Below are 26,475 nucleotides of genomic sequence, written 5' to 3' on the forward strand. Positions count from 1 at the left end.
ACCGCGAATGAGCAGAACCCGGTAGGGCAATGATCAGGACCAGACCCTAACGGCCGGTTGCGGGCTCGCTCCAGTCTCCAGGGGCCGTGCGTGCGAATTCCGTCGATCATGGGGCCTCCTGCGAGGCGCCGGATGCATGGACGAGGAGTGGTGGATGCGGTTCGAGGTGTGGGCCCCCGAGGCCGGGTCGGCAGAGCTGTGCACGGCGGGCGGCCGCCGGCCGATGGAGCACGACCCGCTGCGCGCGGGCTGGTGGACGGCGGAGGCCGAGGCGGCGGACGGTGACCGTTACGGCTTCTCGCTGGACGCGGGCCCCGTGCTGCCCGATCCGCGCTCCCGCCGACAGCCGGACGGGCCCGACGGGGAGAGCGCGGTCGTCGACCAGGACGCGTACGCCTGGGGCACGGTCTGGGCCGGGCGCGGGCTGCCGGGCGCGGTCCTGTACGAGCTGCACGTCGGTACGTTCACCCGGGCGGGCACCTTCGACGCCGCGGCCGAGCGGCTCGGCCATCTCGTGGACCTCGGCATCACCCATGTGGAGCTGATGCCCGTCTGTCCTTTCCCGGGCACCAACGGGTGGGGGTACGAGGGGGTGTCGCTCTGGGCGGTGCACGAGCCCTACGGCGGCCCGGAAGGGCTGAAGCGCTTTGTCGACACGGCGCACGGCCTGGGTCTCGCGGTCGTCCTGGACGTGGTCCACAACCACCTGGGCCCCTCGGGCAACCACCTGCCGGCCTTCGGGCCTTACTTCACCGACACCCACCACACCCCCTGGGGCTCGGCCGTCAACCTCGACGCCCCGGGGTCGGACGAGGTGCGCGCCTACCTCCTGGGCAGCGCGTTGGCCTGGCTGCGGGACTACCGCCTGGACGGCCTGCGCCTGGACGCCGTCCACGCGCTGGCCGACGGCCGGGCGCTCACCTTCCTGGAGGAGCTCTCCACCGCCGTCGACGCGCTCGCCTCGGAGCTCGGACGGCCGCTCGGGCTGATCGCGGAGTCCGACCTCTGCGACCCCCGTACGACCACTCCGCGCACGGAGGGCGGCATCGGGCTGCACGCCCAGTGGAACGACGACTTCCACCATGCTCTGCACACCGCGCTCACCGGCGAGTCCCAGGGCTACTACGCCGACTTCGCGGCCGCCCCGCTGGCCGCACTCGCGAAGACCGTGACCAAGGCCTTCTTCCACGACGGGACGTACTCCAGCTTCCGGGGCCGCGTGCACGGCCGCCCCCTCGACGTCACCCGGTCGCCCGCCCACCGATACGTCGGCTACGCCCAGACGCACGACCAGATCGGCAACCGCGCCCTCGGCGACCGGCTCGCCGCCGGGCTCTCCCCGGGGCTCCAGGCGTGCGCGGCCGCCCTCGTGCTCACCGGCCCCTTCACCCCGATGCTCTTCATGGGCGAGGAATGGGGCGCCCGCACCCCGTGGCAGTTCTTCACCGACCACACCGACCCGGAGCTCGCCCGCGCGGTGCGCGACGGCAGGCGGCGCGAGTTCGCGGCCCACGGCTGGGCCGAGGAGGACGTCCCGGATCCGCAGGACCCCGCCACCCGGGCCCGCTCGTGCCTCGACTGGAGCGAACCCGAGCGCGAGCCGCACACCCGGCTGTACGCCTGGTACCGCGAGCTGATCGCGCTGCGTCACGCCTTGCCGGACCTCTCCGATCCGGATCTGGCGGCGGTGCGGACGGCGTACGACGAGGAGGCCCGCTGGATCGCCTACCGCAGGGGCGATCTGCGGATCGCGGTCAACCTCTCGGGGAAGCCCGCGGCCATCCCGCTGGGAGCCGGCCGCCACCGGGCCGGCGGGGGCAGGGTGCTGGCCGCCTGGGGGCCGGCCGTCGCTCCGGGCGCGGACGGACTGCTGCACCTTCCCCCGGAGTCGTGTGTGGTGCTGGCCGATGACTGAACAACTCCCTTGCCTTCGGGTGCACTTCAACTCGTAGGGTCCGGACCGGGAATCCAACGGAAGGACACCATGAAGCAGCGATTTCTGGGCCGTTCGGGACTTCGCGTGAGCGAACTCTGCCTCGGCACCATGACGTTCGGCCAGGACACCGACGAGAGCGCCGCGCACCGCGTCCTCGACACCTTCACCGAGGCGGGCGGGACGTTCGTCGACACCGCGGACGTCTACCAGCACGGCGTCTCGGAGGAGATCGTCGGCCGCTGGCTGAAAGGCCGCGACCGGGACGCACTCGTCATCGCCACCAAGGTGTTCGGCACCATGGGCGAGGCGCCGAACGCCGGCGGACTGAGCCGTAAGCACATCGTGCGGGCCGTCGAGGCGAGCCTGCGGCGCCTCGGCACGGACCACATCGACCTCTACCAGACACATGTGTGGGACGCGACGACGCCCGCCGAGGAGACGCTGGCCACGCTGGACACCCTGGTGAAGTCCGGAAAGGTCCGCTACCTCGGCGCGAGCAACCTCTCCGCCTCACAACTCCAGCGCTGCCAGGACCTGGCGCGCCGTAACGGCTGGGAGCCCTACGTCAGCCTCCAGCCGCTCTACAACCTGCTGGCGCGCGAGGTGGAGTGGGAACTCGTCCCCGTGAGTCTGGCGGAGGGCGTCGGCGTCATTCCCTGGAGCCCGCTCCAGGGGGGCTGGCTGACGGGCAAGTACCGGCGGGGCATGACCGCGGCGGAGCCCGGCACCCGTGAGGCGCGCTACGAGCAGGAGTCGGGCCGCGAGGCCTGGCGGGAACGTGACAACGAGGAGACCTGGCGGGTCGTCGAGGCTGTCGTCGCCGTCGCCGAGGAGGCCGGGCGCACGCCGGCGCAGGTGGCCCTGCGCTGGCTGCTCGGGCGCCCCGGCGTCACGGCACCGATCGTCGGGGCGCGCACGGCCGAGCAGCTGGCCGACAGCCTCGGCGCCGCGGGCTGGGAGCTGACACCGGAGCAGACGGCGCGGCTGGACGGGGCGAGCGAGCGCCCGCTGCCCTATCCGTACGACGTGCTGCACCGGTTCCGGCACCGCGAGCCGCTGGACTGAGCGGGGGTCCTATTCGACGATCGCCAGTTCGCGGGCCGTGGTGTTCAGCCGCCTGCCCCCGGTCTCCGTGACCGTGACGATGTCCTCGATGCGGACGCCGAAGCGGCCGGGGAGATAGATGCCCGGCTCCACGGAGAAGCACATCCCGGGCACGAGCGGCTGTTCCTCGCCCTCGATCATGTACGGCGGTTCGTGGGTGGTGACGCCGATGCCGTGGCCCGTGCGGTGGATGAACCGTTCGCCGTAGCCGAATTCGGTGATGACGGCGCGGGCGGCCCGGTCGACGTCCTGGCAGGCGGCTCCGGGCCGCACGGCGGCGCAGCCGGCCTCCTGCGCCTCCCGGACGACGTCGTGGACCCGCCGCTCCTCGGCGGTGGGTTCGCCGACGTGGACCGTACGGGAGGTGTCGGATCCGTAGCCGTGCTTCAGTCCGCCGAAGTCCAGGACCACCATGTCGCCCTGCTCGATGGTGCGGTCGCCCGCCTCGTGGTGCGGGTTGGCGCCGTTGGGACCGGATCCCACCACGGTGAAGTCGACCTGGGAGTGCCCGTGCTCGATGAGGAGCGCGGCCAGATCGGCGGCGACGTCGCTCTCCCGGCGGCCGGAGAAGCGGACCTTCAGGATCTGCTCGTACGTCGCGTCGGCCGCGGCTCCCGCTGCGGCGAGCCTCTCCAGCTCGGCCGCGTCCTTGACCGCGCGCAGCATCGGCAGGGCATCGGTGAGCGAGACGTACGAGGTGTCGGGCAGAAGCTTGCGCAGAGCCAGGAGGTGCAGCGCCCAGGCGTTGTCGCTGATCCCGAACCGGCCCTCGGCGTGGAGCAGTCCGGCGGTCAGGGTGTACGGGTTCGCGGCGTCGGTCCAGTCCCGCAGCGTGAGGGCGGGCGCGCCCGCCGCTCGCTCGGCGTCCGCCGCCTCCAGGGCGGGGACGACGAGGACGGGGTCGTGGCCCGCCCTGAGGACGAGCAGGGTGAGGCGTTCGGTGTCCGCGGTCGGCCGGTAGCCGGTGAGGTGGACCATGTCGGGCCCCGGCGCCACGAGGACGCCGGCCAGACCCGCGGCGCCGGCGGATTCGACGGCCCGGGCCATCCTGGCCCGGTAGTCGTCGGCGGTGAAGGGCTGCGGCTGGTCGTTGCTGGGCATGAGGTCCTCCTGGCGGGGCGCGGCGCGGCACTCAGCATCCTGCCTCTCCGGCCGGGCGGACGCGAGCGGGGTTCAGGGCGTGCCGGACCCGGCCGAACCGAGCCGCACCACGAGGTCGGCGCGGTCGCGGTGACGCTCGACCAGCCGGGCGTTGCGCTCGTCGGACCCGGCCACCCAGCGCTCGGCGTACGGGCGGGACTTGCCGAACCGCACGTGCCGGTCCACCAGTCTGTTCACCCGCGATCCGGGATCGGCGTCCAGGAACCACGCTTCGTCCAGCAGTCCGCGGACCGGTGCCCAGGGTCCTTCGTCCAGCAGCAGGTAGTTGCCCTCGGTCACGACGAGCGGGATGTCCGCGGGGACGCACACCGAACCGGCGACCGGCTCCTCCAGCGCCCGGTCGAAGGCGGGCGCGTACACCGGGTCAGGACCTCCGGGGTCGCGCAGCCGCCGGAGCAGAGCGGCGTATCCGGCGGCGTCGAAGGTGTCCGGCGCGCCCTTGCGGTCGGCCCGGCCGAGGCGTTCCAGTTCCGCCCCGGCGAGGTGGAAGCCGTCCATCGGGACGAGGACCGCGCACCCTTGGAGCCCTTCGACGAGCTGGGCGGCCAGCGTGGACTTCCCGGCGCCGGGTGCCCCCGCGATGCCGAGGATGCGGCGCCGGCCACCTGCCGCCAGGCGGAGGGCGCGGTCGGTCAGCGCGGTGAGATCGCTGTCGTCCATGACGCGCATTGTCCACCGGGCAGGCCGGAGCGCGTTAGTGTTACGTATGACTAGGCCATGGTCCGCGTAACCACCCCATGGGCCGTGCTGTCGGGAAAACTGCCGAGGACGAGGATCCCCATGTCCCACATCGCTCTGGTCACGCTGGTCGTCCGCGACTACGACGAGGCTCTCTCCTACTACACCGACGCCCTCGGATTCGAGCTGGTGGAGGACACGGACCGGGGCGACGGCTCCCGTTGGATCGTCGTACGGCCGCGGGGCACGGCCGGGACCGGCCTGCTGCTGGCGCGCGCCAAGGACGAGGCCCAGCGCGCGAGCGTCGGGGCGCAGACGGGGGGCCGGGTCGGGTTCTTCCTGCACACGGAGGACTTCGCGGGTGACCACGAGCGGATGCGGGCCGCCGGCGTCCGCTTCCTGGAGGAACCCCGGCACGAGACGTACGGCTCCGTCGCCGTCTTCGAGGACCTGTACGGCAACCGGTGGGACCTGCTGCAGGCGGCGTGAGGGCCGGCCCGGACGTCACACGGGCCCGGCCGCCGCGCGCAGCGCTTCCAGGACCGGCTTGATCAGCGGGTGCCCCTCGGCACCCTGCCGCACCGCGGCGAAGACCCGCCGGGTCGGGGCGGCTCCCTCGACCGGCCGTACGACGACGCCGCCGAGCCCGGTGTCGCGCAGCGCCGAGCGGGGCACCAGTGCCACCCCCGCACCCGCCCCGGCCAGGGCGACCACGGCGTGGAAGTCGTCCGAGGAGTGCTCGAGCAGGGGCTCGAAGCCGGCGTACTCGCAGGCCAGGACCACCACGTCGTGGCAGGGGTTGCCGGGGTACGGGCCGATCCACGCGTCCTTGGCGAGATCGGCGACGGCGACGTGGTCCTGGCCCGCCAGACGGTGGCCGACCGGCAGCACCGCGTCGAAGGGCTCGCTGTACAGGGGCACCCGGGTCAGCCGCCGGTCGTCGTCACCGGGCGCGCCACGGTATTCGACGGCGACGGCGACATCGACCTGCCGGTCCAGCACCATCGGCACGCTGGCGTCACCCTCGGCGTCCTGCACCCTGACCCGGATCCCCGGTGCGGTGCGGGTGAGCTCGGCGATGGCGGGGGCGAGGACGAGCCCGATGCCCGTGGCGAACGCGGCGACGGTGACCGTCCCCGCGACGCCCGCGCCGTAGTCGGCGAGTTCCGCCTCGGCCCGCTCCAGCTGGGCGAGGACCGCGTTGGCGTGCGTCAGCAGGATCTCCCCGGCGGCGGTCAGCCGCGCGCCGCGCGCCCCGCGCTCGACCAGCCGGTGCCCGGTCTCCTGCTCCAGCGCGGCGAGCTGCTGGGAGACCGCGGAGGGGGTCAGATACAGCGCGGCGGCCGCGGCGGTCACCGTGCGGTGGTCGGCCACCGCACGGAGGATGCGCAGCCGCCGTGCATCGATCATGCGCTCATTGTCCCAGCTCGCGGGACGGTTCTACGCCTCCAGCGCGGCTCGCGCGTCGATGAACGCGTCCACCGCGCGGTCGACGTCGTCGGTGGAGTGCGCGGCGGAGAGCTGGACGCGGATGCGTGCGGCGCCCTGCGGGACGACGGGGTACGAGAACCCGATCACGTACACACCGCGCTCCAGCAGGAGCTCCGCCATCCGGCCCGCCTTCGCCGCGTCCCCGATCATCACGGGTGCGATGGCGTGGTCTCCGGGCAGGATGTCGAAGCCCTCCGCGGTCATCCGGGACCGGAAGAGCGCGGTGTTGGCGTTCAGCCGCTCGCGCAGGTCGCCCGCGGACTCCAGCAGGTCGATGACCTTGAGTGAGGCGGCGGCGATGACCGGGGCGAGCGAGTTGGAGAAGAGGTACGGGCGCGAACGCTGGCGCAGCAGCGCGACGATCTCGGCGCGCGCCGCGACGTAGCCGCCGGACGCACCGCCAAGCGCCTTGCCGAGCGTCCCGGTGATGATGTCGACGCGGTCCATGACCCCGTGCAGCTCGGGGGTGCCCCGCCCGCCGGGTCCGACGAATCCGACGGCGTGCGAGTCGTCGACCATGACCATCGCGTCGTAGCGGTCGGCGAGGTCGCAGATCTCGGCCAGCGGGGCGACGTAGCCGTCCATCGAGAAGACACCGTCGGTGACGACGAGCCGGCGCCGGGCGCCGGACGCCTCCTTGAGTTGCTGCTCCAGGTCGGCCATGTCGCGGTTGGCGTAACGGAAGCGCTTCGCCTTGGAGAGGCGGATGCCGTCGATGATGGAGGCGTGGTTGAGGGCGTCGGAGATCACCGCGTCCTCGGGTCCCAGCAGCGTCTCGAAGACTCCGCCGTTGGCGTCGAAGCAGGACGAGTAGAGGATCGTGTCCTCCTGCCCGAGGAAGGACGACAGGCGGTGCTCCAGCTCCTTGTGGACCTCCTGGGTGCCGCAGATGAAGCGGACGGACGCGAGCCCGTAGCCCCAGCGGTCCAGCGCCTCGTGGGCGGCGGCGACGACCTCGGGGTGGTCGGCCAGACCCAGGTAGTTGTTGGCGCAGAAGTTGAGCACCTCACCGGCCCGGCCGCCGGCGGTGACGGCGACGGTGGCGGACTGCGGGGTGCCGATGACCCGCTCGGGCTTCTGGAGTCCGGCGTCGCGGATCTCGTCGAGTGCGGTGCGCAGGTCGTCGCGTACGGAATCGAACATGAAGGGTGTCTCCCAGGTGGATACGGGGGCGTACGAGGAGCGTCAGGCGGTCCAGTCGAGCAGTACCTTGCCGCCGAGACCGCTCGCGGCGTCGTCGAAGGCGGCTTCGAAGTCGCGGAAGCCGTACCGGCCGGTGATCACGGGGGCGAGGTCGAGACCGCCCTCGAGGAGTACGGACATCGCGTACCAGGTCTCGTACATCTCGCGGCCGTAGATGCCCTTGATCGTGAGCATCGAGGTGACGACCCGGGACCAGTCGACGGGGAACTCGGCCGCGGGCAGTCCGAGCATCGCGATCCGGCCGCCGTGCGTCATGTTGGCGATCATGTCGCGCATGGCCTCCGGGCGTCCCGACATCTCGAGACCGATGTCGAAGCCCTCGCGCAGGCCGAGGTGGCGCTGGCCGTCGGCGATGGTCTCGGCGCCGACGTTCAGGGCGAGGTCCACACCGACCTTGCGGGCGAGGTCCAGCCGCGCCTCGCTGACGTCGGTGATGACGACGTTGCGGGCGCCCGCGTGGCGGGCGACGGCGGCGGCCATGATGCCGATCGGGCCGGCTCCGGTGATCAGTACGTCCTCGCCGACCAGCGGGAAGGACAGCGCGGTGTGCACCGCGTTGCCGAACGGGTCGAAGATCGCGGCGATGTCCAGGTCGACCTTGTCCCGGTGCACCCAGACGTTCGACGCGGGCAGCGCCAGGTACTCGGCGAAGGCCCCGTCACGGCCGACGCCCAGCCCGAGCGTGGAACGGCAGAGGTGGCGGCGTCCCGCGAGACAGTTGCGGCACTTGCCGCAGACCAGGTGGCCCTCGCCGCTGACCAGGTCGCCGATCTTGATGTCGACGACGTCCGCGCCGATCCCGGCGACCTCGCCGACGAACTCGTGGCCCAGGACGAGCGGTGTGCGCACGGCCTGCTGCGCCCAGCCGTCGTAGTCACGGATGTGCAGGTCGGTGCCGCAGATCCCGGTGCGCAGGACCTTGATCAGCACGTCCCCGGGGCCGGTCTCCGGCTCCGGTACGTCCATCAGCCACAGTCCCGGCTCGGCCTTGTGCTTCACGAGTGCCTTCACGGCTGCGGCTCCCTGTACGTGGTACGTGGCGGACGCCCCGGTCCCGGGCATGCCGAGGACGACCTGCGGCCCGGGGTTCTGGGGAAGACGGCGGACGGGACCAGGCGAACCGCCTGTCACCGCTCTCTGCCGTCACCGAGAAATGTGCCGCACCCTGGGCGCCAGGTCCATCGAGGATTTCTTAAGCACAGCCGTAGATCAGCTTCAGGCCACGGCCCGCCCCGGGCCTTTGCCTCGCGTCACGCCTCGTGCGCCGGCCGGGGCCAGGGCCTTCCGTCGAGGTTCTCGATGTCGCTGTTGAGGCGCTTGAGGTACGCGGCGAAAGCGGTGACCTCGTCGGGTGACCAGTCGGCCATGACCCGGTCCAGACCGCTGATGTTCTGTTCGCGTTCCGTGTCGAGGCCACTCTCGCCCGCACCGGTGATGCGGAACTTGCGGGCGATGCCGCCGCCGGGATCCGGGATGCGTTCGACCAGACCGGACCGCAGCATGGCGGCGGTCTGCCGGTTCAGGGTGGAGGCGTCGAGACCGAAGGCGTCGCTGAGCTGTCCGATGGACATGGGGCCCTCCATCCGGATCCGGCTCAGCAGGGTGTACGCGCTGCGGTCGAGCTGTCCGCCGGCCCGTCTCGAGCGGGGTGCGCTCGGCTGGAGGTGCCGCCCGAGGAGCATCGTCTCGAACTCGATCAGGTGCGTCGGCTTGTCCATGGTCCTTCTCTCGACCGTCTGCGCGGTGCCTCGGGGCTGTCCACCGCACATATACCACCCGGTTCGCCCGCCGGTACGACGCCGGATTCACTCGGGCGGTCGCCCCCACCAGCGCATCGGCCGCGGCTGACCACCCGTCGGAACGATCCTCCAGGCTGCGGCGCCCCTCCGGATGCCGGCCCCGTACGCCGGTTCCTCGTACGCCCGTTCCTCGTACGCCGTGACGTGGCCGCCGTTCCTCGCCACCGGTCGGCCGGGCTTCGTCACGGCAGCGGGACGAAGCCCCGGATGGCCTCGGTCAGCCGTTGCGGCTGGTCCTCGGGGATGAGGGTGTAGCTGTCGGCGACCTCCACGAGTTCGCCCTCGGGCAGCAGGTCCGCGAGCCGTCGGCCGTGCGCGGGCGGCATGACCTTGTCCTCGGCTGCCCAGACGACGAGCGCGGGCCGGTCGAAGGTGCGCAGCGCCTGTGCCCATGCCAGGAGTTCGTCCCGGGGCGGCACCCCGAGCACGTACGCCCGCAGGTCCCTCCGGATGGCGGCGGACGTCCACAGGGGACGGAACCAGTCGTCCATCACGTCGTGCGGGACGGGCCGCCTGCTCATCCACCCCCAGGTCATGGGAAGTCGGCGCGCGGGCTTCAGCTTGAGCAGGGCGAAGGCGAGCCGCAGTCCACCGGGCGCCTTCGCCGCGGCGTACAGATTGCGGCCGGGCAGGCCGGGCGGGAAGTTGTCGAACGCCTCGCAGGACGTGATCACCAGCCTGCCGATCCGCCGGTCCCTGCCCTCCGCGACGAGTGCCTGAGCCCCACCCCAGTCGCTCATCACCAGGGTGACGTCCTCCAGATCCAGCTCGTCCAGGAACTCCGCCACCAGGTGGGCAACTCCGAGGACCGTCAGATCGGCGTCGGGGCGCATCGGTCTGCGGTGGCCCCCCAGCGGGAGCGTGGGTACGACGCAGCGGAAATCGGGGCGCAGACCGGCGACGACGTGGCGCCAGAGCGAACCGTTCATCGCCACCCCGTGGAGAAGGACCACCACGGGCCCGTCGCCGCCCGTGTCCTCGTACTCGACCACTCCTGCGGAAAGCGTCACTTCGGCCATGGGGCCAACCTAGAACGTCCCCGAACGGCTTGCGGCCCAACAGTGCGTCAGGGCTTGATAGCGTCGCCCGCACGACTACGGAAAGCTCCCCGCCGGGGTCGTCGCTCCGCCGGGCCGGGCCGCACCGACAGGGCGGCGAGCGGCGGCCGGTGCGTGTGACGGGGACGCACGTGGCAGGGACGATGAGGGCCTACGCATGAGCCTCCCGCAGTTGCACTACACCGCCGTGACGTCCGGGGACGGGGTGCCCGCCGGCCGGTTCACCGCCGTGGACCCCGCGATAGCCGGGCCGGTGCGCGCGGAGGCCGCACCTCTTCTGGCCTACGAGGCTCCGGAGGGGACGGCCGAGGGGCTCACCGATGCCCGGATCCGCTCGCTGCCCGTGGCGTTCGGCTTCGCCGCGCTCTCCGACGGAAGCCACCTGCTGAGCCGTACGGTGGCCACGGGCGCGGGCGGATTCCACGCGCACGCCGTGCACCTCCTGCCCGGTACGCCGATACCCGGCCGGGTCCTCCCGGTCGCCGCGTGGGGCGCCGCGGGGTGGCTCTCCACGACGCCGGACCGCACGCCGCCCGATCCCCTGACCTCGATGTGCACCGCGCACGGCCCCTCACGCGGGCTCACCCGTGAAGGGCTGGGCGACTTCGCTGTGTCCCGCAGTCCGTGGCTCGCCGCCGTCCTCAGCGATCTGCGCCGCGTGAGCGAGGACCCGGCCGCGCCAACCGTGGTGCTCGTCGAGCGGCAGAGCGCGGACGTGGCCCGATGGGTCGCGCTGGCCGTCGCCGTACTGCCCCGGGAGCACGCCGAGCGTCTGACGTTCACCACGTACACCCGGCATCCGGGACGCACCACGCACCAGGTCGTCGGCGTCCTTCCCGAGGACGCTCCGGACGCCCGTGACCCGCGGTTCCGCGTGCACGCCGCCGCCGGCCCGCGCCCCTCCGGGACCACGGACGACGCGTGGGCGGGGACCGCCGCCCGGATCTGGCGCAACCGGTCCCCCGAACTCTTCCGGGACGCGGCGGAACTGCCGGGCGAGCCGTTCGCCGCGGGGCCGCTCGCCGTCACCGCGCTCGGCGCCGGCATCGTCCTCGGGTCCGACGGGCGGGCCGCGGCGGCCGACTGGGCGGCCGAGCGGCCCTACGCGCTGGACGAGAAGCGCACCAGGCAGCTGACCGACGCGCTGACGTCGCCCGCCGACGACCGTACGGCCGCGGAGTGCGCCGCGGCGCTCCGGCTGCTGACGGCGCTCGACGGCCGCTGCCCCGCCTCGGTCACCGCACCGCTGGCCGCACTGCTGGTGACGGAGGCCGTGCGGGGTGGCGATGTGGCCCTGGAACCGCCGGCGCGTTCGGCGTTCGAGGAGGCCGACGGGGAGCGCGCGCGGGCCGGGCTGGTCGAGGAACTCGGCGACGAACTGCTGGCCGAGCTCGCCTCCGGGGCGCCCCGGGGCGTCGCGCGGACCGTGCAGCTGCTGCGGATCGTCCGGCTCCTCGGCGTGGACTGCGCGGAACTGCTTCCCGGTGTCGTGGGCCGGCTGGCCCGTGCGCTGCTCGACGACCCGGAGGCGGGTGCGTGCCGCGCGCTGCCGGACCTGCTGGACGAGCAGTTCGACATCCGTACGGCGCTCCTGGGTGAGCTGGACCGGCTCGCCCCGGACCACCCGGCGGACACGGAAGGACTGCTGGTCCGGGTGGCCCTGCCGTTCACCGGGACGCAGTCCCTGCCGCACCTGCGGATGTGTGCCGGGGCACCGGGCGCCAGGGCGCGGGGTGCGGACCGGGTGGGGACCCTGAACACGGTGCTGCGCGCGGCGGGCATGTCCCCGTTCGCCGAGCCCCTCGTGCTGAGGACCGCTGTCGGCCTGGTGTGGGGGAAGGAGACCCCGACGGCGGGCGAGGCCCGATCGCTGCTGGGCGAGACCACGTCCGACGCCCACCGGACGGCCGGCACCTGGGCGCACCTGGTCGATGCCGCGCTCGCCGCCCCGTCCGGCGACGACGACGCTCCCGAACTCGCCCGCGAGCTGCTGCGCTCATTCCCCCAGGAGCTCGGATCCCGGGTGCGCGCCTGCCTGCTGTTGCTGGACTTCGCGCGCGAGATGCGCTCCGGGACGGCCGAACCCGGTTGGGCGGACCGTGCCAGGACGCTGCGCAGCCGTGCCGAACCCGCCGAGCCCACGGCCCTGGAGCACGCCTTCGCGGCCCTGGCCGAGCGGCTCCTCGCCCCGGGCCGGCCCGGGGAGGAGCTGTACGCGTTCGTGCACAGCGGGGACGCGGAACTGATCGCGGCGTACGGCCGGGCGGCCCGCCGCGACGGGGTCCCGGCGCTGCTGCGGGCGGACCCCTCGTACGTGGCCGACTGCTTCATCGTGTGGAACGCCCACCCGCACGCGGGCGGCGACTGGACCACGGCCCGGACCGGCCTGCTGGAGGAGGTGCTGCGTCCCGCGGTGCGCGTGCTCTCCGCCGAGGATCTCGCCGCGGTGGAGGAGGCCGTGGAGCGCGAGGGGAGCAGCCGCACCCTCGACGCGTTCCGCGCCTGGAACCGGCCGTCACGCTCGATCGGGCGCCTCGGCAGAAGGATCGTCGGGCGGGTGCGCCGGGGGTGAGCGTGGACGGCCGGGGGATGAGCGTGGGGCGGCCGGGGGTGGCGGTCCTCGCCTCCGCGGGACGGGACGGGGACCGCCGCACCGGCGTCACACCGCCGGCTCAGACGTTGGGCACCTTCAGTCTGTCCCAACTCGCCTTGCCCGGGATGCCGTCCGCGCCACTCCCCGAGTAACCCAGTTTGCGCTGCCACGCGGCGTACGACTTGCGGTCCGCCTCGGACCAGTCCGGGCCGGGGCCGACCTCGTACCTTCCGCAGCCTTCGGCCACCAGTCTCTTCCCCATCGCCGTGATGACGGCGCTGCGTCGTCCGACCCGGAAGTACGCCGCTCCGGGGAACGGCTCGTACTTCGCCGGGGGCTTGGGGGTGGGCGGCTTCGACGGGCCGTCCGGCTCGCCTCCGAGACGTGTTTTGACCCTGCCGCGCATCGAGTCCATCGTGAACCCGCGCGGGTCGATCTTGCCCGGCTGCCACTCCTTGTGGCCGATCACCGAGCGCTGGTTCCAGCCGTGGGCCCGGCAGATCGCCGCGGCCGCCTTCTCGATGGCCACCAACTGGGCTGTCGGCCAGGGGTCCTTGCCGTCACCGAGGTTGATGCACTCGAAGCCGTAGAAGGAGCGGTTTCCGTCGGTGTTCGCCTCGTTGTCGGCGGGCAGGGACGTCTCGTTGATCACCGCGCGCAGGACGTCGTCGTCGCCGAGTCCGGCGTGGTTGGCGCGGCCGTGACCGACCATGTGGACCGAGCCGTCCTTGGCGATCACCCCGTGGCACAGCGGGCCCGGGAGACTCGAGTGGCCGTTGTAGCAGAGTTCGACGGAGCTCTGGGTTCCCGAGGTCACGGTGTGATGGATCATCACCCCGTGCACGGGCCCCCACGAGCCCTTGTGGTTGCGGTTGTGCGTGCGCCAGCTCCGGTGCTCGACGACATGCAGACCCTCGTCCCGCAGGGCCTTGAGCAGTTTGTCGGCGGACAGAGGCGTTGCCATCGTGGTGCTCCTTTACCCAGGTGCTGCGTCAGTTCTCGGGCTGTCCCTCGTCGTCCTGCCCCGCCGTCCGGCCGTCCGAACCGGCGGCGGCGTTCTCCGTGACCTCGGCTTCCGCTTCGGCGTCCGTCGGCCCCTCGGCTCCGCCCGTCACGGACCGGGCGTAACGGTCGGGAAGTCCCCGGGCCGGGATGTCCGGCCCGCCCCGTCGTACGCGCGCCCTGCGTCCCCCAGCGACAGTCGGCCGCCCTCCTCGATCCGGGCGGCCCCGCCCGCAGCCGCGCCGCGACGTGCTCCGTACGCCCAGGGCCGCCGCCGCTCCGGGAGCCCGACGCCCGGCTCCGGCGCCGCGGGTACGGGTGGAGTCCGGGACGCCGCCCGACCGAGGGGTGCGGCTCGTCCGGGAACCGTCCCCGTCGTCCCGGCAAGCCGGTCTTCCGGCGGGCGGGGTGACCGGGACCGCGGGTGCGAAGCGGCAGGTACCGTAGGGAGGACGATTTCGTGGGCCTCCTGGCGGGCTGCGTACACCCAGGAGGAAGACATGACGACGAACCGCGGGCGCAAGGACGTGATCCGGGACCGGATGGCCGCGACGGGCGAGTCCTACAACGTCGCCGCGCGGAACCTGAAGGCGATGAAGGACATGGGCGCCACTCGCGACGCCCGGCTCATCCAGCGCTGGCAGCCCGCCGACTCGCTGGACGTGCCCTGCCCGTGCGGCGGCACCTGCGAGCCCGGCGAGACCTGCGACCGCTGCCACGCCCGGCACCGGCACGTGAAGCGCTACCCGGGCAGTGTCACGGACGTGGAGACCTGGGCGGACCGCTACGAGTGCATGGGCTGTTCGGCGTCGTACACGCTGACCGTCCACCTGGCAGGGCGCCCCTGGGGCGTGGCCGAGACCGTGGTGCAGGGCGGCGCGGCCGAGGAGGTCGTACGGGCACGGGTCTTCCCCGGGGTGGTGCACCCGCTGCTGCGGGCCGAGGTGGGCACGGAGTCCGACCAGGACCAGTAGGGCCTGTCCGGCGGGCATGTGATCATTGGATCATGAAGGTCGTGCTCTTACTCTGCGTCGTTTTTGCCGCTTTCGCCCTGCTGGCCACCCTCGTCCGGCCGCTGGGGCGGCGCGCGAGGATCCCGGGCTGGAATCTGATCGTCTTCCTGCTGGCCGGATGGCTGACCGTGTCCGTCGGCCTGATTCTCTCGCAGCGCGCGCAGCCGACGCTCTTTCCCGACACGTCGCCCTGCTACGGCACGCGCAGTACTCCCGTCTCGCAGTACTTCCCGCCCGACTCGTTCTGCCTGCACGCGGACGGGGAGTTGCGGACGGCCAACGGGCCGGCTGCCAAGTTCCTGTTCTGGACCGCCGCCGGCACCACCGCGGCGATGGTCGTCGCCGGCGCCCTCGCGCGGCGCCGTCGACGAGGCTGATCCGACACCGTCGCAGCCGGCGGCGATCGCGATGCCCGACGGAACGCCGATCGGTGTCGGCAACGCGGGCGCACCCCCCGACCGCCGCCCACCTCGCCGCCTGCGCCCGCGCCGACTCCACCCCCTGACCCGCGGGTCCCGGGCTCTCGATCCGCGGCGAACAGCCCTCCCGGAAGGGGCACGGGCAGCCCGAGCGGATCGCCCGAGGGAAGCACGGGACAGGCACCGCCCCACCCCGCCCCGCCGGACGACCGGGCCGGGCCCTCTCCGCCATGCTCCGCGACAAAGACCGGGCAATGTCAGGCGCGGCCCTCCCCCTCTCCCGGGCCAGTGGGTCGTACGGGCAGCGGAGTCGGCCGCGACCGCGCGAGGCGGGGGGTGACGGGCGTCACGGAGGAACCCTGACCGATCGGTCAGGTCTGACCGATCGGTCAACTAAAGTGAGCCCATGCCACGTCCGCCTTCCGCGATGCGCCGTCAGATCCTCGACGCCGCACTGCGCCTCTTCGCCGAGCACGGCTTCAAGGGGACCTCGCTGCACGACATCGCAGTCGAGGCCCACTGCTCCAAAGCCTCCCTGCTGTACCACTTCGCCGGTAAGGACGCGATCCTCGCCGAACTGCTGACTCCACCGGCGGAGAGCCTCACCGCCATGAACGAGGAACTGGAGGCTCTGAACGGCGATCAGGCCGTCGAGCCGGCGGTGACCGGCTTCGTCGGCCTGGCGATGCGCTTCCACCTGGAGGTGAAGATCATCTTCGCCGAACTGCCCGACATGCTCGGTCATCCGGCACTCGCCGTCATCCCCCGGGCGATCGACCGGCTCGCGGATGCGCTGGCCGGACGTTCGCAGGAACCACGGGCCCGGATCATGGCGCAGATGGTGATCGGCGGCGTGGCTGTCACGGTCGCCGGAGACGTGGACGTCGACCCCGGCACGATGCGTACCGAAATGGTCCAGGGAGCACTGAGAACCCTCGGCCGTCCGACCGGCTGACGGAAGTCGCCCGGTCCGAAGAGAAAGACGCCTCTTTCGCATGGCAATCCTGCTGTACCGGCTAGGCCGGCTGTCCTTCCGCCGCCGAGGCCGCGTCCTCGCCCTCTGGCTCCTGCTGCTCGCACTGCTCGGAGGGGGCGCCGCAGCCTTCAGCGGCCCCACCACCAGCAAGTTCTCGATCCCTGGAACCGAGTCCCAGAAAGCCCTGGACTCGCTCGCACGGGAGTTCCCGCAGGCGAGTGGCGCGACGGGGACCATAGTCGTGGCCGCGCCCGAGGGCGGGAAACTCACACCCTCGTCCGTGGCCCCGGTGACCGCCGAGGCCGGGAAGGTTCCCGGCGTCCTCGCGGCCATGGACCCCTTCGTGTCCAAGGCCGTGTCGCCGGACGGCCGCTACGCCCTGATCCAGGTGCAGTTCAAGTCCGGTGTGGACGGCATCACGGACGCGCAGCGGGAGGCGTTCTCGGAGGCGGGCGCCTCCGTACCCGACCTGCGCGTCGAACACGGCGGCGAGATCATGCGGGGCGTGCCGGAGGTCGGCTCGACCGAGATCCTCGGTGTCGCGGTCGCCGCCCTCGTCCTGGTCCTCACCTTCGGTTCCCTGGTGGCGGCGGGCATGACGCTGCTGAACGCCCTGGTCGGCGTGGGCGCCGGCATGGCCGGGCTGTTCGCCCTCAGCAGCACCGTCGAGCTGACCAGCACCGCACCCATCCTCGCGCTCATGCTGGGACTGGCCGTCGGCATCGACTACGCCCTCTTCATCACCTCCCGTTACCGCCACTATCTCTCGGAAGGCATGGACGGGGAGGAAGCGGTCGGCCGGGCGGCCGGAACAGCCGGTTCGGCCGTAGTCTTCGCGGGCGCCACCGTCGTCATCGCGCTGGCAGGGCTCGCCGTCGCCGGCGTCCCCTTCCTCACGGTCATGGGCCTGGCCGCCGCGGCCACGGTCGCCCTCGCGGTGCTGGTGTCCCTCACACTCCTGCCGGCCGCCCTCGGGTTCGCGGGCAACCGCGTCCTGCCCCGGAAGCAGCGGACCAAGGACCGGGCCCCCGCTGCCGCCCCCGCGGAGTCCGAGGCGGGATTCGGCTTCCGATGGGGCCGGATCGTGGCACGTCTGCGCGTCCCCCTCCTCATTCTCGGGGTGGTCGGCCTCGGCGCCCTGGCCCTGCCGGTGCAGGACATGCGTCTGGCACTGCCCGACGCGAGCACCGAGGCGGTCGGGTCACCCAACCGCGAGGCCTACGACCTGACCACCGAGGGGTTCGGCGAGGGCTTCAACGGCCGTCTGGTCGCCGTCGTGTCCGGTGACACCGCGCAGGCGACCGGTGCGGCGGCCAAGGAGACGGCCGCGCTCATCATGGACACCGACGGAGTGCTGGCCGTCGCTCCCCCGCAGCTGAACGAGAAGGGCACCACCGCCCTCCTGGCGGTGATCCCCGAGACGGGGCCGACCGCAGCGGCGACCGAGGACACCGTCAACGAGATCCGCGACCGGGTGACAGGGGTCGAGGGCGCCGACATCTCCCTGACCGGTGCCACCGCCGTCGGCATCGACGTCTCCGAGAAGCTCGCCGGCGCGCTGCCGGTCTACCTCCTGCTGGTGGTCGGGCTGTCCGTCCTGCTGCTGATGCTCGTCTTCCGGTCGATCCTGGTGCCGCTCAAGGCTGCGCTGGGCTTCCTGCTGACCATCGGCGCCACCTTCGGGATCACCGTCGCCATCTTCCAGGAGGGCCACCTGGCGGATCTGGTCGGCCTCGACACCCCCGGGCCGCTGGTCAGCTTCCTGCCCATCCTCCTGATCGGCATCCTCTTCGGGCTGGCCATGGACTACGAGGTCTTCCTCGTCTCGCGGATGCGGGAGGACTTCGTCCACGGCGCCGACGCCCGTGAGTCCGTCGTCAGCGGGGTCGGCCACAACGGGCGCGTGGTCACGGCCGCGGCGGTGATCATGACCGCCGTCTTCGGCGGATTCGTGTTCATGCCCGACCCGATCATCAAGTCCATCGGATTCGCCCTGGCGATCGGCGTGCTCGTCGACGCCTTCGTCGTCCGCATGGCCCTCGTCCCGGCCGTCATGCACCTTCTTGGACGCGCGGCCTGGTGGCTGCCGCGACCGGTCGACCGGATCCTGCCCGACCTCGACATCGAGGGCGAGCGGCTGCAGCGGGAGATCCCGGTGCAGCGGGATCCGGCGGAGCTCGTGAAGACGTGAGTACGCCGGTGCCGCGGGCTCGGGGCCCGCGGCACCGGCGGCGCGGGGCCGACCCGCCCGGAACGCCCGTCAGGAGCGCTTCTCCTGACGGGCGGCCGTCCGCGGGGGGCCGGGCCCGGCCGACGTCCCGACCGGGTACTCAGCTCTCGTCCGGCGCCAGCGTCAGCGAGATCGAGTTGATGCAGTAACGCTGGTCCGTGGGCGTGGGATAGCCCTCGCCCTCGAAGACATGCCCCAGGTGCGAGCCGCAGCGCGCGCAGCGCACCTCGGTGCGGGTCATGCCGAGGCTGTTGTCCACGATCAGCTCGACCGCGTCGGTGTCCTTCGGGTCGTAGAAGGACGGCCAGCCGCAGTGCGACTCGAATTTGGTGTCGGAGCGGAACAGCTCCGCACCGCAGGCACGGCATGAGTAGACGCCCGCCGTCCTGGTGTCGGTGTACTCACCCACGAAGGCGGGCTCGGTGCCGGCCTTGCGCAGCACCGCGTACTCGGCGGGCGACAGTTCCGCCCGCCACTGCTCGTCAGGCTTCTCGACGTCGTACGACACGGTGGCTCCCTCAGCTCGACAGGTGGTCCAGGATCTGCGGGCCGAGGTCGGTGACGTCGCCCGCTCCCATGGTGAGAACCAGATCGCCGGGCTTCGCCATTCCCGCGACGGCAGCGGGGATGTCCGCCTTGTCGTGGACGGCCGTCACATCGGCGCCGGCGGTCTTCGCGGCGTCGATGATCAGTGCGCTCGTGACGCCCGGGACCGGGTCCTCCCTGGCCGGGTAGATGTCCAGGACCAGCGAGGCGTCGGCGAGGGCGAGTGCCTGGCCCATCTCCGTGCCGAGCTCCTGGGTGCGGGAGAAGAGGTGGGGCTGGAAGACCACCAGGAGGCGGGCACCGGTCGCCGCTCCGCGCATGGCCTCCAGGTCGGCGGTCATCTCCGTGGGGTGGTGCGCGTACGAGTCGATGACCTGGACGCCGGCCGCCTCGCCCTTGAGCTGGAGGCGGCGCTTGACCCCGGTGTACTTGCCGAGGGCGGAGGCCAGGTTGTGCGCCGGGATACCGAGGGCGACACCGGCCGCGAGCGCGGCGACCGCGTTGTGCGCGTAGTGGCGGCCGGGTACGGAGACCGTGAAGGTGAGGTACTTCCCGTTGAGGACGACCGTGACCTCGCTGGTCAGCCCGCGCGGGGTGACCTTGTGGACGCGGACGTCCGCACCCTCGGACTCGCCGTAGGTGACGACGGTGAGGGAGGACAGTTCACGGACCCGGCGGGTCAGCTCCACGGCCCCGGACTGGTCGGCGGCGATGACCAGGGTGCCGCCGGGGACGACCTTGCCGACGAAGGTCTCGAAGGACTCGTAGATCTCGTCCATCGACGCGTAGTTCGCGTGGTGGTCCAGCTCGACGTTGAGGACGATCGCGACCTCGGGGGCGTACTTCTGGAAGCTCCGGTCGCTCTCGTCGGCCTCGGCGACGAAGACGTCACCGTCGCCGTGCGTGGCGTTGGTGCCGGGGCCCTCCAGGTCGCCGCCGATGGCGTACGAGGGGTCGAGCGCCAGCTCGGACAGGGCGACGGCGAGCATCGACGTGGTGGTGGTCTTGCCGTGCGTGCCGGCGACCGCGATGGCCCGCAGGCCCTCCATCAGGGAGGCGAGCGCGTCGGAGCGGTGCACGACGGGGATGTCCAGCTCGGCGGCGCGGACCAGCTCCGGGTTGTCGGCGCGGATGGCGCTGGAGACGACCACCGAGGTCGCGTCGTCGGCCAGGTGTCCGGCGGCATGTCCGATGTGGACGGTGGCTCCCAGCGCGCGCAGGGCCTCCGCGGTGGCGGACTCCTTGGCGTCGCTGCCCGCCACCTTGGCGCCGCGCTGGGCGAGGATCTTCGCGATGCCCGACATTCCGGCGCCGCCGATGCCGATGAAGTGCGGCCGTTCCAGGGCGGCAGGAATACCGGGTGCCATACGTCTCTCTCCCGAGCTGTGAGGTGGTTCTGGTTCCGCCACAGCCTATTCGCTGTGCGCGAAGAGCTTGAGCACCGGTACGCCGACCTTGTGACGGGCCCGGGAGGCCCAGTCGCGGTGGAAGAACTCCTCGACGTAGTGCGGCGCGGTCAGCACGATGACCTCGTCGGCCCCGGAGTCGTCGACCACGGTCTTCAGCTTGTCCAGGGGATGGTCCTCGACCACCTGGCCGACGGCCTCTGAGCCGGCCTCGCGCAGCTCCCGGAGCGAGTACTCGAGCGCCATCTCGGCGGGCTCACGGGCTTCCTTGCCCTCCGGCCGGTCACCCTCGCGGACGGCTTCCCTGAGCTCACCGATCGCGACGTCGTCGATCGCGCGCAGCAGTACGTCGGCCTGGTCACTGCGGGGCTGCATCAGTACGACGAACGAGATCCGCTCCTCACCGTGAAGGGTGGTGACGAAGTCCACGTCCTCGGGGGTGAGGGGCTTCTCGATCATCAAAACGCTTGTGAACACGGCAGGCGCCCTTCCGCTTCATCTCGTCGGCCGTGGGGACGGCCGTTGTTGCTGAAACCATCCTTCCCCGCAATTGCACGGGGGTAGCAGGACTAAGTGTGCCCACCCGAGGCCAACCGGAACGGGTAATTCCGCTAAGTGTCAGATCTTCCCGTACCGGGTGAAGAGGAATCCGGTCTCCTCCAGGAGCGAGACGAGAGCGAAACGTTCCGGTACCGGGACGGCGGGCCCGCCCGCGATGCGCTGTGCGCCTCCGGCGGTGAGCAGCGGGGACAGGGTCAGGCAGAGCTCGTCCAGCACGCCGGCCGCCACGAACTGGCCGAGCAGGCGCGGCCCGCCCTCGGTGAGGAGCCGGGTGAGGCCCCGGGCGGCCAGTTCCCCCACCGCGCGCGCCGGGTCGACGCCGGCGCCGTCGCCGGCCACCAGCACCTCCGCTCCCGCCTCCCGCGCGGCCCGGACCCGGTCCGGGGGCGCCGCGGCTCCGGTGAGCACGAGCGTCGGGACCAGCGGCGAGACGAAGAGCGGGAGGGAGAAGTCCAGGTCCAGGCTCGCGCTGACCACCGCGATGGCCGGGGCGGGTCCCTGCCCGGCGGCCTCACGCCGGGCGGCGAAGGCCTCGCGGGCCCGCGCGGGCCGGTAGCCCTCCTGGCGGACCGTCTCGGCCCCGACGACGACCGCGTCGGCCAGGCCTCGCAGGGTTCCGAAGATCCGCATGTCGGCGGGGCACGAGATGCCCTGGGAGCGGCCGTCGTGCTGTGCGGCGCCGTCCAGGGTGGAGACCATGTTGGCGCGGAGCCAGGGGAGGCCGCCGTCGGGATACGCGTAGGCGTCCGCCAGCTCGTCGAGCGTCCACTCGCGGTCGGCGGCAGCGGCCGGGGTTGTCAGGTCCGTCACAGGGAGCAGGCGTCGCATGCGCAGCAGTCTGGCACGGCCCTTAAGGTGGAGAGTTGTGTCGTCCTCCACAGCCGTGCCGGGGCATAGCCCCATAGCCGAAACGGCCCCGCAGTCACTGTGCGCCCTCGAGCCGCGCGTCCCCGCCGACCGTCTGGTCGCCGAGATGGTCCCGCCGCCCCGCTTCGACTCGGTGCGCTTCGATACGTACGTCCCCGACCCGAACCAGCCGAGTCAGACCGAGGCGGTCCACGTCCTCAGCTCCTTCGCGGCCGGGCTCGGCGGGGCGCACGCGGTGGGAGGCGGCAGGCGCAGGTGGTTCGGCAGGAAGCCCGCCGCGGCGCCCGCCGGGCCCCGCGGCGTGTATCTCGACGGCGGTTACGGCGTCGGCAAGACCCATCTGCTGGCCTCGCTCTGGCACGCGACCCCCGCGGACCGCTCGCTCAAGGCCTTCGGCACCTTCGTCGAGCTGACGAACCTGGTCGGCGCGCTGGGCTTCCAGCAGACCGTGCGGACCCTGAGCGGGCACCGGCTGCTCTGCATCGATGAATTCGAGCTGGACGACCCGGGCGACACCGTCCTGGTGTCGTCGCTGCTCAGCAGGCTCGTCGAAGCGGGGGTCGCGCTGGCCGCCACGTCGAACACGCTCCCCGGCAAGCTCGGTGAGGGCCGATTCGCGGCAGTCGACTTCCTCCGCGAGATCCAGGGACTTTCCTCGCACTTCCGGCCGCTGCGGATCGACGGCGAGGACTACCGCCACCGGGGACTGCCCGAGGCACCGCCGCCGTACTCCGACGACCAGGTCACCAGGGCGGCGTACGCGACTCCCGGAGCCGCGCTCGACGACTTCCCGGCGCTGCTCGACCATCTCGCCCGGGTCCATCCGAGCCGGTACGGCGCACTGACGGACGGGCTCACGGCGGTCTGCCTCACCGACGTGCAGCCGGTGCCCGACCAGTCGACGGCGCTGCGACTGGTGGTGCTGGCGGACCGGTTGTACGACCGTGAGGTCCCGGTGCTCGCCTCCGGCCTGCCCTTCGACCGGCTGTTCAGTGACGAGATGCTGAACGGCGGGTACCGGAAGAAGTACTTCCGGGCCATCTCGCGGCTGACGGCGCTGGCGCGTGACGCAAAGGGACTGGTGGCGCAGTAGGTTCGGGGGTTGAAGGACGTGCGGGTGCCTCCGGGTGCCGCGTACGTCCGTATGACCGCGCACACCGTTTGAAGGGATCCATCATGGCTACCACGCGTCAGGCGCACACGGTCTGGGAAGGCAACCTGCTCGAGGGCAGCGGCGTCGTCACCCTCGACTCCTCAGGAATCGGGGAGTACCCGGTCTCCTGGCCGTCCCGCGCGGAGAAGGCGAACGGCAAGACCAGCCCCGAGGAGCTCATCGCGGCAGCGCACTCCAGCTGCTTCTCGATGGCCCTCTCCAACGGCCTGGCCACGGGGGGCACCCCGCCCACCCGGCTGAACACCCAGGCAGAGGTCACCTTCCAGCCCGGCACCGGCATCACCGGCATCCACATCACGGTGGAGGGCGAGGTACCCGGTCTGGACGAGGCGGGCTTCGTGAAGGCCGCAGAGGACGCCAAGGCGAACTGCCCGGTCAGCCAGGCGCTCTCGGGCACCACCATCACGCTCACCGCGTCGCTGGCCTGACACCTGCCGTCCCCGGGGCCTCTTCCGCCCCGGGGACACAGCGGGGACACAGGAGGCATCGTGGCTCGCATGGTTCCCGCGCGGCGCGTTGCGTGCTACACACATGCGGGTCACTTCACCTGTCCGCCAACAGGGAGTTGCCTCATGTCATCCGCAACACGACGTCAGGTCCTGGCCGGGAGCGCCGCGACCGCGGCCTCCGTCGCTTTCGCCGGGGCCTTCACCGAACTCTTCTCGGGCACCGCAGAGGCCCGGGGCCACAGCGGCTACGGCCCCCTCGTGCCGGACCCGGACGGCCTGCTCGATCTGCCGAAAGGTTTCCGCTACCGGGTGCTCTCCCGGGAGGGCGACCCGCTCCGCTCCGGCGAGGGCCAGGTCCCCAGCAACCACGACGGCATGGCCGCCTTCGCCGGGCGGAACGGCCGGGTACACCTCGTGCGCAACCACGAGAACCGCGTCACCGGAAAGATCGGTGTGCCCACGGTCGAGGGCCTGACCTACGACCCCATGGGCAAGGGCGGGTGTACGTCACTCGAGATCGACGGTCGCGGCAACGTCCGCGGCGAGCGTGTCGCCATCGCGGGTACGGCCGTCAACTGCGCGGGTGGCCCCACCCCGTGGAACACGTGGCTGACCTGCGAGGAGACCGAGGACAAGGCCGGCACCAACGGCTACACGAAGGACCACGGCTTCATCTTCGAGGTGGACGGCGCCGACCCGCGCCGCACCGGGGCGGTCCCCCTGACCGCGATGGGCCGCTTCCAGCACGAGGCCATCGCGGTCGACCCGCGGAACGGCATCGTGTACGAGACCGAGGACGCGTTCGACAGGCCGTTCGGACTCTTCTACCGCTTCCTCCCCGAGAAGCCGCTCGGCGGGACGGGCTCCCTGCGGGCCGGCGGCGCGCTCGAGGCCATGCGGGTCCCCGGCGTCCCCGACCTTTCCGCCATCCAGGAGACGGGTGCGAGCTTCGACCGGGTCGAGTGGGTCCCCGTCCCGGATCCTCAGGCGGCCGAGACGCCGATCCGGCTGCAGGACTTCGGACCCAAGGGCATCACGCACGCCCAGAAGCTGGAGGGCTGCTACTGGGGCGGTTCGTCGGTCTATTTCGTCTCCAGCTTCGCGCACAGCGCCGAGGGCTCGGCCGCAGACCACTTCGGCCAGGTGTGGCGTTACGAACCGAAGCGGCGACGGCTCACCCTGGTGATCGTCTTCGGTCCGGACACCGACATCCAGTTGCCGGGTGAGTCCCCGGACAACATCTGCCTCGCCGCCGGGGGCGGTCTGATGGTCTGTGAGGACGGGGGCGGCGCGCAGCACGTACTCGGGGTGACGCGTCGCGGCGAGGTCTACGCGATGGCGCGCGGGCGACAGAACATCGGGACGGCCGAGGAGCCGGAGTGGGGCGAGTTCGCCGGCGTCACCTTCTCACCGGACGGCGGGACGATGTTCGTGAACTGCTACACACCGGGGACGACGTTCGCGGTGACGGGCCCCTGGCGCTGACCGGGGCACGAGCAGGCGGGTGATACGGCACTCCGGCCGCCGGGCGGCCGGAGTGCCGTGAGCATCATCTGATTGATCATCAGCTAACGTCCTTCGGTGATCAAACCCGCTTGTACGATGATCGTACTGACTGTTCTGAGTGGGGTGCTCGTCGGTTGCGGAAGCTCCGGGGCCACCCGTGCCAGGACCGCCGCGCTTCCGACGGCTCCTGCGGAATCCGCGACGGGACAGCCGTCCCCGTCGCGGGTTCCGTCGCCGAATCCCGAGAGCGAGCCCCCGTGCTCGCCCCCGGCCCCGGGGGCCGCACGCCGGTCTTCGAGCGACGGGCGGAGGGCTCCGGGACCGGCTCCGCCTCCGGTCCCCGGGACGAGGCGGACGGGCCCGACAAGGTCGTGGCGCTCACCTTCGACGCGGACATGACGGCGGACCAGGGGCCAAGGGCGGCCGGCGGCGAGCACTTCGACAATCCCGGACTGATCGCGTCGCTTCGCAGGCTGAAGGTCCCGTCGACGGTCTTCATGACCGGCAGATGGGCGCAGGAGTATCCGGCCCAGGCCCGCACGATCGGCACCGATCCCCTGTTCGAGATCGGCAACCACTCGTTCAGCCACCACGCCTTCTCCTCGCCCTGCTACGGGCTGCCGGCCGTCGAGAAGGCGGACATGCGCCGCGATGTGGAGCGGGCCTTCACGGCGATCCGGGCGACGGGGGCGCGCAATGTCGTGCCGTACTTCCGCTTCCCCGGCGGCTGCTACGACGACGCTTCCCTGAAGGCCCTGGCCCCGGCCGGGGTGACCGCCGTCCAGTGGGACGTGGTCAGCGGGGACGCCTTCGCCACGGACGCGGACGCGGTGGCCGAACAGGTGCTGGAAGGGGTGGAGCCGGGGTCGCTGGTGGTCATGCACTGCACCCGCAGCGCGGCGCCCGTCACCGATGAGGCGGTCCGCCGGATCGTCCCGGAGCTGCGCGAGCGCGGATACCGCTTCGTCAAGGTCTCCGAGCTGATGCGCGGCTGAGCACGCCCCGTCGCGTCAGCCGGAACAGGCGTTGCGGCCGGCCTCCTGCCAGGCGCAGACCGGGCAGAGCGTGCTGCCCCTCGTCGACTCCGGGTACTCGGTCGGCTTCCGGCACAGCACGCACTCGGCATACGGCGGACCCGCGTCCGCGGGTGCGGGGGCCGGCGCGGGCGTCTCGCAGTACGCATCATCCATGTGTACGAGCGTACTCACTCGCGCGGAGCGGCGACCGCCGTCGGCGATCCGCTCGGCGGCGACGCGGTCCGGTTCTTCGTCACGGGCCGCTGCGTCGAGTCCGGTCCATGCCT

The 26,475-nt window shown here is 72.1% G+C and carries 26 protein-coding genes; 12 read left to right on the forward strand and 14 right to left on the reverse strand.

Going from position 1 to position 26,475, the window contains the following annotated elements; all coding sequences use genetic code 11:
* The first annotated feature begins 154 nt into the window (after positions 1-154).
* The gene (treZ, locus tag JOC24_RS22545; protein ID WP_205022254.1) at positions 155-1,915 is read left to right on the forward strand and encodes a malto-oligosyltrehalose trehalohydrolase; all 1,761 of its coding nucleotides are present in this window, start codon (positions 155-157) and stop codon (positions 1,913-1,915) included.
* 69 nt (positions 1,916-1,984) lie between these two features.
* On the forward strand, positions 1,985-3,001 hold the full coding sequence (locus JOC24_RS22550) for an aldo/keto reductase (RefSeq protein WP_205022181.1): 1,017 nt from the start codon (positions 1,985-1,987) through the stop codon (positions 2,999-3,001).
* 9 nt (positions 3,002-3,010) lie between these two features.
* On the opposite strand, the gene JOC24_RS22555 is transcribed toward JOC24_RS22550, so the two are convergent.
* Positions 3,011-4,141 carry an aminopeptidase P family protein gene (locus JOC24_RS22555; RefSeq protein ID WP_205022182.1) on the reverse strand — a complete coding sequence of 377 codons (1,131 nt, stop codon included), beginning with the start codon at positions 4,139-4,141 and terminating at the stop codon, positions 3,011-3,013.
* Between the two features lie 72 nt (positions 4,142-4,213).
* Positions 4,214-4,861 (reverse strand): nucleoside/nucleotide kinase family protein, encoded by a 648-nt coding sequence (locus JOC24_RS22560; protein WP_205022183.1) that lies wholly within the window; start codon positions 4,859-4,861, stop codon positions 4,214-4,216.
* A gap of 120 nt (positions 4,862-4,981) precedes the next feature.
* Here JOC24_RS22560 and JOC24_RS22565 point away from each other — a divergent pair, with 120 nt between their 5' ends.
* Positions 4,982-5,368: a VOC family protein gene (locus JOC24_RS22565; protein WP_205022184.1), complete on the forward strand. Its 387-nt coding sequence runs from the start codon at positions 4,982-4,984 to the stop codon at positions 5,366-5,368.
* 15 nt (positions 5,369-5,383) lie between these two features.
* On the opposite strand, the gene JOC24_RS22570 is transcribed toward JOC24_RS22565, so the two are convergent.
* The 5 genes from JOC24_RS22570 to JOC24_RS22590 all read right to left on the reverse strand — a co-directional run bounded on the left by JOC24_RS22570 (position 5,384) and on the right by JOC24_RS22590 (position 10,391).
* A complete protein-coding gene (locus tag JOC24_RS22570; protein WP_205022185.1) occupies positions 5,384-6,289 on the reverse strand; it encodes a LysR family transcriptional regulator in 906 nt (301 codons plus the stop codon).
* A gap of 30 nt (positions 6,290-6,319) precedes the next feature.
* Positions 6,320-7,513, reverse strand: a complete 1,194-nt coding sequence (locus JOC24_RS22575) for a glycine C-acetyltransferase (RefSeq protein ID WP_205022186.1) — start codon at positions 7,511-7,513, stop codon at positions 6,320-6,322.
* Positions 7,514-7,555: 42 nt separating this feature from the next.
* Positions 7,556-8,584: an L-threonine 3-dehydrogenase gene (gene tdh / locus JOC24_RS22580; RefSeq protein WP_205022187.1), complete on the reverse strand. Its 1,029-nt coding sequence runs from the start codon at positions 8,582-8,584 to the stop codon at positions 7,556-7,558.
* A 239-nt stretch (positions 8,585-8,823) separates the two neighbouring features.
* Positions 8,824-9,291, reverse strand: coding sequence for a MarR family winged helix-turn-helix transcriptional regulator (locus JOC24_RS22585; protein ID WP_205022188.1), 468 nt, complete (start codon positions 9,289-9,291; stop codon positions 8,824-8,826).
* Positions 9,292-9,554: 263 nt separating this feature from the next.
* Positions 9,555-10,391 (reverse strand): alpha/beta fold hydrolase, encoded by an 837-nt coding sequence (locus JOC24_RS22590; RefSeq protein WP_205022189.1) that lies wholly within the window; start codon positions 10,389-10,391, stop codon positions 9,555-9,557.
* A 196-nt stretch (positions 10,392-10,587) separates the two neighbouring features.
* On the opposite strand from JOC24_RS22590, the gene JOC24_RS22595 reads away from it, so the two are divergent.
* Complete coding sequence (locus JOC24_RS22595; RefSeq protein ID WP_205022190.1) at positions 10,588-13,002, forward strand: GTPase-associated protein 1-related protein; 2,415 nt, start codon at positions 10,588-10,590, stop codon at positions 13,000-13,002.
* A gap of 100 nt (positions 13,003-13,102) precedes the next feature.
* Here JOC24_RS22595 and JOC24_RS22600 read toward each other — a convergent pair whose 3' ends face one another.
* Together JOC24_RS22600 and JOC24_RS33845 are read right to left on the reverse strand one after the other, a co-directional pair.
* Positions 13,103-13,987, reverse strand: coding sequence for a peptidoglycan-binding protein (locus JOC24_RS22600; protein WP_205022191.1), 885 nt, complete (start codon positions 13,985-13,987; stop codon positions 13,103-13,105).
* Positions 13,988-14,015: 28 nt separating this feature from the next.
* Positions 14,016-14,138 (reverse strand): hypothetical protein, encoded by a 123-nt coding sequence (locus JOC24_RS33845; protein WP_275588589.1) that lies wholly within the window; start codon positions 14,136-14,138, stop codon positions 14,016-14,018.
* A gap of 387 nt (positions 14,139-14,525) precedes the next feature.
* Here JOC24_RS33845 and JOC24_RS22605 point away from each other — a divergent pair, with 387 nt between their 5' ends.
* The 4 genes from JOC24_RS22605 to JOC24_RS22620 all read left to right on the forward strand — a co-directional run bounded on the left by JOC24_RS22605 (position 14,526) and on the right by JOC24_RS22620 (position 18,624).
* Positions 14,526-14,999 carry a hypothetical protein gene (locus JOC24_RS22605; RefSeq protein ID WP_205022192.1) on the forward strand — a complete coding sequence of 158 codons (474 nt, stop codon included), beginning with the start codon at positions 14,526-14,528 and terminating at the stop codon, positions 14,997-14,999.
* Positions 15,000-15,031: 32 nt separating this feature from the next.
* A complete protein-coding gene (locus tag JOC24_RS22610) occupies positions 15,032-15,415 on the forward strand; it encodes a hypothetical protein (RefSeq protein ID WP_205022193.1) in 384 nt (127 codons plus the stop codon).
* A 448-nt stretch (positions 15,416-15,863) separates the two neighbouring features.
* The gene (locus tag JOC24_RS22615; RefSeq protein ID WP_205022194.1) at positions 15,864-16,412 is read left to right on the forward strand and encodes a TetR/AcrR family transcriptional regulator; all 549 of its coding nucleotides are present in this window, start codon (positions 15,864-15,866) and stop codon (positions 16,410-16,412) included.
* 40 nt (positions 16,413-16,452) lie between these two features.
* A complete protein-coding gene (locus JOC24_RS22620; protein WP_205022195.1) occupies positions 16,453-18,624 on the forward strand; it encodes an MMPL family transporter in 2,172 nt (723 codons plus the stop codon).
* Positions 18,625-18,763: 139 nt separating this feature from the next.
* On the opposite strand, the gene msrB is transcribed toward JOC24_RS22620, so the two are convergent.
* The 4 genes from msrB to JOC24_RS22640 form a co-directional block, all read right to left on the reverse strand.
* A complete protein-coding gene (gene msrB / locus JOC24_RS22625; RefSeq protein WP_205022196.1) occupies positions 18,764-19,171 on the reverse strand; it encodes a peptide-methionine (R)-S-oxide reductase MsrB in 408 nt (135 codons plus the stop codon).
* Between the two features lie 10 nt (positions 19,172-19,181).
* Entirely contained in the window at positions 19,182-20,576 is a 1,395-nt protein-coding gene (gene murC / locus JOC24_RS22630) for a UDP-N-acetylmuramate--L-alanine ligase (protein ID WP_205022197.1), read from the reverse strand.
* A gap of 45 nt (positions 20,577-20,621) precedes the next feature.
* Positions 20,622-21,074: an indole-3-glycerol phosphate synthase gene (locus tag JOC24_RS22635; RefSeq protein ID WP_205022198.1), complete on the reverse strand. Its 453-nt coding sequence runs from the start codon at positions 21,072-21,074 to the stop codon at positions 20,622-20,624.
* Between the two features lie 159 nt (positions 21,075-21,233).
* Positions 21,234-22,004, reverse strand: coding sequence for a pyrimidine reductase family protein (locus JOC24_RS22640; protein ID WP_205022199.1), 771 nt, complete (start codon positions 22,002-22,004; stop codon positions 21,234-21,236).
* 37 nt (positions 22,005-22,041) lie between these two features.
* On the opposite strand from JOC24_RS22640, the gene zapE reads away from it, so the two are divergent.
* The 4 genes from zapE (at position 22,042) to JOC24_RS22660 (ending at position 26,167) form a co-directional block, all read left to right on the forward strand.
* Positions 22,042-23,136, forward strand: a complete 1,095-nt coding sequence (zapE, locus tag JOC24_RS22645; protein WP_205022200.1) for a cell division protein ZapE — start codon at positions 22,042-22,044, stop codon at positions 23,134-23,136.
* Positions 23,137-23,219: 83 nt separating this feature from the next.
* The gene (locus JOC24_RS22650) at positions 23,220-23,645 is read left to right on the forward strand and encodes an OsmC family protein (protein WP_205022201.1); all 426 of its coding nucleotides are present in this window, start codon (positions 23,220-23,222) and stop codon (positions 23,643-23,645) included.
* A 144-nt stretch (positions 23,646-23,789) separates the two neighbouring features.
* Positions 23,790-25,151 carry a PhoX family protein gene (locus JOC24_RS22655; protein ID WP_205022202.1) on the forward strand — a complete coding sequence of 454 codons (1,362 nt, stop codon included), beginning with the start codon at positions 23,790-23,792 and terminating at the stop codon, positions 25,149-25,151.
* Between the two features lie 278 nt (positions 25,152-25,429).
* A complete protein-coding gene (locus JOC24_RS22660) occupies positions 25,430-26,167 on the forward strand; it encodes a polysaccharide deacetylase family protein (RefSeq protein ID WP_374104517.1) in 738 nt (245 codons plus the stop codon).
* Positions 26,168-26,182: 15 nt separating this feature from the next.
* Here JOC24_RS22660 and JOC24_RS22665 read toward each other — a convergent pair whose 3' ends face one another.
* Entirely contained in the window at positions 26,183-26,362 is a 180-nt protein-coding gene (locus JOC24_RS22665) for a hypothetical protein (RefSeq protein ID WP_205022204.1), read from the reverse strand.
* Positions 26,363-26,475 lie beyond the last annotated feature (113 nt).

The organism is Streptomyces sp. HB132, assembly GCF_016909575.1.
Taxonomy (GTDB): domain Bacteria; phylum Actinomycetota; class Actinomycetes; order Streptomycetales; family Streptomycetaceae; genus Streptomyces.

Bases quoted from the DNA above. Each gene is read 5' to 3' on its own strand.
- treZ (WP_205022254.1), top strand. From the start codon at position 155: ATGCGGTTCGAGGTGTGGGCCCCCGAGGCCGGGTCGGCAGAGCTGTGC.
- JOC24_RS22550 (WP_205022181.1), top strand. From the start codon at position 1,985: ATGAAGCAGCGATTTCTGGGCCGTTCGGGACTTCGCGTGAGCGAACTC.
- JOC24_RS22555 (WP_205022182.1), bottom strand. From the start codon at position 4,141: ATGCCCAGCAACGACCAGCCGCAGCCCTTCACCGCCGACGACTACCGG.
- JOC24_RS22560 (WP_205022183.1), bottom strand. From the start codon at position 4,861: ATGGACGACAGCGATCTCACCGCGCTGACCGACCGCGCCCTCCGCCTG.
- JOC24_RS22565 (WP_205022184.1), top strand. From the start codon at position 4,982: ATGTCCCACATCGCTCTGGTCACGCTGGTCGTCCGCGACTACGACGAG.
- JOC24_RS22570 (WP_205022185.1), bottom strand. From the start codon at position 6,289: ATGATCGATGCACGGCGGCTGCGCATCCTCCGTGCGGTGGCCGACCAC.
- JOC24_RS22575 (WP_205022186.1), bottom strand. From the start codon at position 7,513: ATGTTCGATTCCGTACGCGACGACCTGCGCACCGCACTCGACGAGATC.
- JOC24_RS22585 (WP_205022188.1), bottom strand. From the start codon at position 9,291: ATGGACAAGCCGACGCACCTGATCGAGTTCGAGACGATGCTCCTCGGG.
- JOC24_RS22590 (WP_205022189.1), bottom strand. From the start codon at position 10,391: ATGGCCGAAGTGACGCTTTCCGCAGGAGTGGTCGAGTACGAGGACACG.
- JOC24_RS22595 (WP_205022190.1), top strand. From the start codon at position 10,588: ATGAGCCTCCCGCAGTTGCACTACACCGCCGTGACGTCCGGGGACGGG.
- JOC24_RS22600 (WP_205022191.1), bottom strand. From the start codon at position 13,987: ATGGCAACGCCTCTGTCCGCCGACAAACTGCTCAAGGCCCTGCGGGAC.
- JOC24_RS22605 (WP_205022192.1), top strand. From the start codon at position 14,526: ATGACGACGAACCGCGGGCGCAAGGACGTGATCCGGGACCGGATGGCC.
- JOC24_RS22610 (WP_205022193.1), top strand. From the start codon at position 15,032: ATGAAGGTCGTGCTCTTACTCTGCGTCGTTTTTGCCGCTTTCGCCCTG.
- JOC24_RS22615 (WP_205022194.1), top strand. From the start codon at position 15,864: ATGCCACGTCCGCCTTCCGCGATGCGCCGTCAGATCCTCGACGCCGCA.
- JOC24_RS22620 (WP_205022195.1), top strand. From the start codon at position 16,453: ATGGCAATCCTGCTGTACCGGCTAGGCCGGCTGTCCTTCCGCCGCCGA.
- murC (WP_205022197.1), bottom strand. From the start codon at position 20,576: ATGGCACCCGGTATTCCTGCCGCCCTGGAACGGCCGCACTTCATCGGC.
- JOC24_RS22635 (WP_205022198.1), bottom strand. From the start codon at position 21,074: ATGATCGAGAAGCCCCTCACCCCCGAGGACGTGGACTTCGTCACCACC.
- JOC24_RS22640 (WP_205022199.1), bottom strand. From the start codon at position 22,004: ATGCGACGCCTGCTCCCTGTGACGGACCTGACAACCCCGGCCGCTGCC.
- JOC24_RS22650 (WP_205022201.1), top strand. From the start codon at position 23,220: ATGGCTACCACGCGTCAGGCGCACACGGTCTGGGAAGGCAACCTGCTC.
- JOC24_RS22655 (WP_205022202.1), top strand. From the start codon at position 23,790: ATGTCATCCGCAACACGACGTCAGGTCCTGGCCGGGAGCGCCGCGACC.
- JOC24_RS22665 (WP_205022204.1), bottom strand. From the start codon at position 26,362: ATGGATGATGCGTACTGCGAGACGCCCGCGCCGGCCCCCGCACCCGCG.